Source organism: Geodermatophilus sp. SYSU D01176 (assembly GCF_054050015.1).
In genome coordinates this window covers 1-5,015 of the sequence record NZ_JBJGYN010000101.1, presented here as the reverse complement: position 1 = coordinate 5,015, position 5,015 = coordinate 1, and the positions used below count along the sequence as shown (strand labels likewise).

General features: G+C 76.5%; 4 protein-coding genes. 2 read left to right on the top strand and 2 right to left on the bottom strand.

Going from position 1 to position 5,015, the window contains the following annotated elements:
- The coding region (locus tag ACI78Z_RS24825; protein WP_457039202.1) for a hypothetical protein at positions 1-203 on the bottom strand (203 nt) is incomplete at its 3' end.
- Positions 200-1,555 (bottom strand): 4-aminobutyrate--2-oxoglutarate transaminase, encoded by a 1,356-nt coding sequence (gene gabT / locus ACI78Z_RS24820; protein ID WP_457039201.1) that lies wholly within the window; start codon positions 1,553-1,555, stop codon positions 200-202. The genes ACI78Z_RS24825 and gabT, both read right to left, overlap by 4 nt.
- 140 nt (positions 1,556-1,695) lie before the next feature.
- Here gabT and ACI78Z_RS24815 point away from each other — a divergent pair, with 140 nt between their 5' ends.
- Positions 1,696-3,204 (top strand): PucR family transcriptional regulator ligand-binding domain-containing protein, encoded by a 1,509-nt coding sequence (locus ACI78Z_RS24815; protein WP_457039200.1) that lies wholly within the window; start codon positions 1,696-1,698, stop codon positions 3,202-3,204.
- A 111-nt stretch (positions 3,205-3,315) separates the two neighbouring features.
- Positions 3,316-4,761: a gamma-aminobutyraldehyde dehydrogenase gene (locus tag ACI78Z_RS24810; protein WP_457039199.1), complete on the top strand. Its 1,446-nt coding sequence runs from the start codon at positions 3,316-3,318 to the stop codon at positions 4,759-4,761.
- Positions 4,762-5,015 lie beyond the last annotated feature (254 nt).

The following is a 5,015-nucleotide window of genomic DNA, read 5'->3' as shown; positions in this document are numbered from 1 at the left end:
CGGGTGGCCGGCGCGCCGTCGTCCCCGGGGACGGCGGCGGCGTCGGCCACCCGCACCCCGAGCCGGTCGAAGACCGGCACGACGTCGGCCAGCAGCGGGCGGACGGCCGGCCAGGTGACCAGGCCGCCCACCCGGCCGCTGCCGGCCGGGCCCTCCGGACGCAGGGTCAGCCGGCGGCGGGCGCCGGCGGCCGGGGCGCTCACTTCCCGACGTGCGCGTCGAAGGCGGCGTCGAGGACGTCCAGCGCCTCGGTGAGCAGGTCCTGCCCGATGGTGAGCGGGGGCAGGAAGCGCAGCACGTTGCTGAACGTGCCGGCGGTCAGGGTGATGACGCCCTCGGCGTGGCAGGCCTTGGAGACGGCGTTCGCCAGCGCGGCGTCGGGCTCGTTCGTGCCCGGCGTGACCACCTCGACGGCGAGCATCGCGCCCCGGCCGCGGACGTCGCCGATCACGCCGGTGCGCTCCTGCAGCGCTCGCAGCCGCGGCAGCATGGTGGCCTCGATGGCGCGGGCGGCGCCGTTCAGGTCCTGGTCGCGCATGGTGCGGATGCTGGCCAGCGCGGCGGCGCAGGACACCGGGTTGCCGCCGTAGGTGCCGCCCAGGCCGCCGGTGTGCACGGCGTCCATCAGCTCGGCGCGGCCGGTCAGCCCGGCCAGCGGCATGCCGCCGGCGATGCCCTTGGCGGTGGTGACCAGGTCGGGGACGACGCCCTCGTGCTCGGCGGCGAACCACGCGCCGGTGCGGCAGAAGCCGGTCTGCACCTCGTCGGCGATGAAGACCGCACCCGAGCGGCGGCACCAGTCGGCCAGGGCCGGGAGGAAGCCCGGCGCGGGGACGACGAACCCGCCCTCGCCCTGGATCGGCTCGATGAGCACGGCCGCGACGTTGCCCGCACCGATCTGCGTCTCGACGATCGACAGCGCCCGCGCCGCGGCCTGCGCACCGGTCGTGCCCGGCTCGTCGCGGTACGGGTAGGACATCGGCACCCGGTACACCTCGCCGGCGAACGGCCCGAAGCCGTGCTTGTACGGCATGTTCTTCGCCGTCAGCGCCATCGTGAGGTTGGTGCGGCCGTGGTAGGCGTGGTCGAAGACGACGACCGCCGAGCGGCCGGTGGCCACCCGGGCCACCTTGACCGCGTTCTCCACGGCCTCGGCGCCGGAGTTGAACAGCGCCGAGCGCTTCTCGTGGTCGCCGGGGGTCAGCCGGTCGAGCTCCTCGGCGACGGCGACGTAGCCCTCGTAGGGCCCGACCATGAAGCAGGTGTGGGTGAAGGCGGCGACCTGCGCCTGGACGGCGGCCACCACCTCGGGCGCGGCGTGGCCGACGTTGGTGACGGCGATGCCCGAGCCGAGGTCGATGAAGGAGTTGCCGTCGACGTCGACCACCACGCCGCCGGCGGCGCGCTCGACGTAGACCGGCAGGACGCTGCCCACGGCGGAGGTCACCGCGGCGGCCCGGCGGGCGGCCAGCTCGCGGGAGCGGGGGCCGGGCACCTCGGTGACCAGGCGCCGCTCCTGGGCGACGGTGTCGGGGCCGGTGAGCAGGTCGGTCATCGCTGTCTCCTCGCGGGGCCGGCCTCCCCCGACGGGGGAGGTCCTCGCGACCAGGGTCCGTGGCGCACGTCTCCCCCGGTACCGTCCGGATCGGCGCTCCCGGGGCGTCCGGGTGTCCAGATCGTCGAGAGGTCCTGCCCGTGCCGGTCACCGTCGCGACGCTGCTCGGTACCGCGTCGCTCGAGCTCACCCTGCACACGCGCAGCGCGCCGGTGGACCGGGCGATCTCCTGGGTGCACGTCAGCGAGCTGGCCGACCCGACGCCGTTCCTCTCGGGCGGCGAGCTGCTGCTGACGACCGGCCTGGCGCTGGCGCCCGACGACGCTCCCGGCTACGTCCGCCGGCTGGCCGGGGCCGGCGTGGTCGGCCTGGGCCTCGGCACCGGCCTCACCCACGCGGAGGTGCCCGCGGAGCTGGTGGCCGCGGCCGACGAGCACGGGCTGGCGGTCCTCGAGGTGCCCCGGCAGACGCCGTTCATCGCCCTGTCGCGGACGGTCTCCAGCGCGCTCGCCGCCGAGGAGTACGCCGCGGTCACCCGGACGTCGACGGTGCAGCGGGAGCTGACCCGGGCCGCGGTCGCCCCCGGCGCGCCGGGCACCGTCGTCGACCGGCTGGCCCGGCACCTCGGCGGGTGGGCGCTGCTGGTCGACGCCGCGGGGACGCCGCTGGAGGCCGCGCCGCCGTCGGCCCGGGGCCGCGCCGGCGACCTGAGCGCGGCGGTCGACCGGCTGCGGGCGGCCCGGCCGCCGGCCGGCGCGGCGCTCACCCAGCCCGGCGAGACGGTGCTGCTGCAGTCGCTGGGCACCGGTTCGCGGGTCCGCGGCTTCCTCGCCGTCGGCCGACCGGGGCCCTTCTCGGCGGGCGACCGGCACGTGGTCAACGCGGCCGCGCTGCTGCTCACGCTGCGGCTGGAGCAGTCCCGGGCGCTCGACAGCGGCACCGCGGCGCTGCGGGCGGCGATCCTGCAGCTGCTGCTCGCCGGGCAGACCGCCGCGGCCGGGCCGGTGGTGGCGGCGCTCGGCGAGCAGCTGCCGGCCGAGCCGGTGCTGGCGCTGGCCGTGCTGGGCAGCCCGGAGCAGCGGGCCGCCGCCGTCGACGTGGCCGCCGACGCGGCCGCCCACGCCCGCGAGCCGGTGCTGTCGGCCGAGCTCGACGACGCCCTCGTCGTCCTGGTGCCGGCCGACGGCCCGCTGGCCGGGCGGGTGGCTGTCCTGCCCGAGCGGGTGCCCGGTGCCGTTCTCGGCACTGCGCCGCCGGTGCCGTGGGACCGGCTCGCCGACGGCGTGCGGCAGGCCCGTCAGGCGGCCGGTCACGGCCGGGCCGCCGGACAGCCGGTCACCGCCTTCGCCGACCTCGCCGGTCGGGGCCTGTCCGCCCTGCTCGACCCGGGAGCCACCGCCGCCTTCGCCGAGGCCGCGCTGGCGCCCCTGGTCGCCGCCGACCGCGCGGGCCCGGGCGACCTGGTCGAGTCGCTGCGGGTCTGGCTGGCCGCGCACGGGCAGTGGGAGCCGGCCGCGGCCCGCCTGGGTGTCCACCGGCACACGCTGCGCAAGCGGATCCGGCGAGCCGAGGAGCTGCTCGGCCGCGACCTGGACTCCCCCGGCGTGCGGGCCGAGCTCTGGCTGGCCCTGCACCCACCATCCGCCTGAGGAATCCGTCGTCTCATCCCGCGACACTGGACAGATCAGCAGTGGACGGTGACCATTGCCACCGGATCAGCGGTCCCGGCACCTCCGGGATGCACGACGAGAGGAACACCGGTGAGCGAGAAGCTCGAGCTGCGCAACTTCGTCGGCGGGGAGCACGTCGACGCCACCGACGGCCGCCGGATGGACCTGGTGGACCCGGCGACCGGCGAGGTGTTCGCCTCCGCGCCGGTGTCGTCGGCCGAGGACGTCGACCGGGCCTACACCGCGGCGGCGGGCGCCTTCCCGGGCTGGCGGGACGCCACCCCCTCGGAGCGCTCCCTGGCGCTGTTCCGCCTCGCCGACGCGATCGAGGCGCACGGCGAGGAGCTGGTGGCGCTGGAGAGCCGCAACACCGGCAAGCCGCTCGGGCTGACCGCGAGCGAGGAGATCCCGCCGATGGTCGACCAGATCCGGTTCTTCGCCGGCGCCGCGCGCAACCTCGAGGGCAAGGCGGCCGCGGAGTACATGGCCGGGCACACGTCCTGGATCCGGCGGGAGCCCGTCGGGGTCATCGGCCAGGTGACGCCGTGGAACTACCCGATGATGATGGCGGTCTGGAAGTTCGCGCCCGCGATCGCGGCCGGCAACACCGTCGTCCTCAAGCCCAGCGACACCACGCCGGCGACGACGCTGCGGATGTCCGAGCTCGCCGCCGAGTTCCTCCCGGCGGGGGTCCTCAACGTGCTCTGCGGCGACCGGGACACCGGGCGGGCGCTGGTGGAGCACCGCACGCCGCAGATGGTCTCGATCACCGGGTCGGTGCGGGCCGGCATGGCGGTGGCCGAGTCGGCCGCGCGCGACGTCAAGCGGGTGCACCTGGAGCTGGGCGGCAAGGCGCCGGTCGTCGTCTTCGACGACGCCGACCTCGAGGCGGCCGCCGAGGCGATCGCGGTCGCCGGCTACTTCAACGCCGGGCAGGACTGCACCGCCGCCACCCGCGTGCTGGCCGGGCCGGGGATCCACGACGACTTCGTCGCGGCGCTGACCGAGCAGGCGCGGAACACCCGGACGACGTACGAGGGCGGCGCCGGCGACGAGGACGCGCTCGTGCCGCCGGTCAACAACGCCAACCAGCTCGCGCACGTCACCGGGTTCCTCGACCGCGCGCCCGACCACGCCGAGATCACCGCCGGTGGCCGCCGGCTGGGCGACCGCGGCTTCTTCGTCGAGCCGACCGTCGTGGCCGGGCTGCGGCAGGACGACGAGCTGGTGCAGAAGGAGGTCTTCGGCCCGGTCATCACCGTGCAGCGGTTCTCCGACGAGGAGCAGGCCCTCGCCTGGGCCAACGGGGTCGAGTACGGGCTGGCCTCCAGCATCTGGACGAGGGACTTCGGCCGGGCCATGCGGATGAGCAGGGCGCTGGACTTCGGCTGCGTCTGGATCAACACGCACATCCCGCTGGTCGCCGAGATGCCGCACGGCGGCTTCAAGCACTCCGGCTACGGCAAGGACCTGTCGATGTACGGGTTCGAGGACTACACCCGCGTCAAGCACGTCATGGCCAACCTCGACAGCTGAGCTCTCCTCATCGTCGGCCTACCGGCCGACACCGCGGCCACGTGCCGTCCCCGACCAGCGCGGAGCCGCTGCCCGTGTCCCGGCCGGGGCCCCTCCGGGCCCCGCGACCGGTCCACCCCGGCTCGAGTGCCGTCCCCGACCAGCGCGCAGCCGCTCGGTCGAGGGCCCCGGGGGGGGGGGGGGGGGGGGGGGGGGGGGGGGGGGGGGGGGGGGGGGGGGGCGGGGGGGGGGGGGGGGGGGGGGGGGGGGGGGGG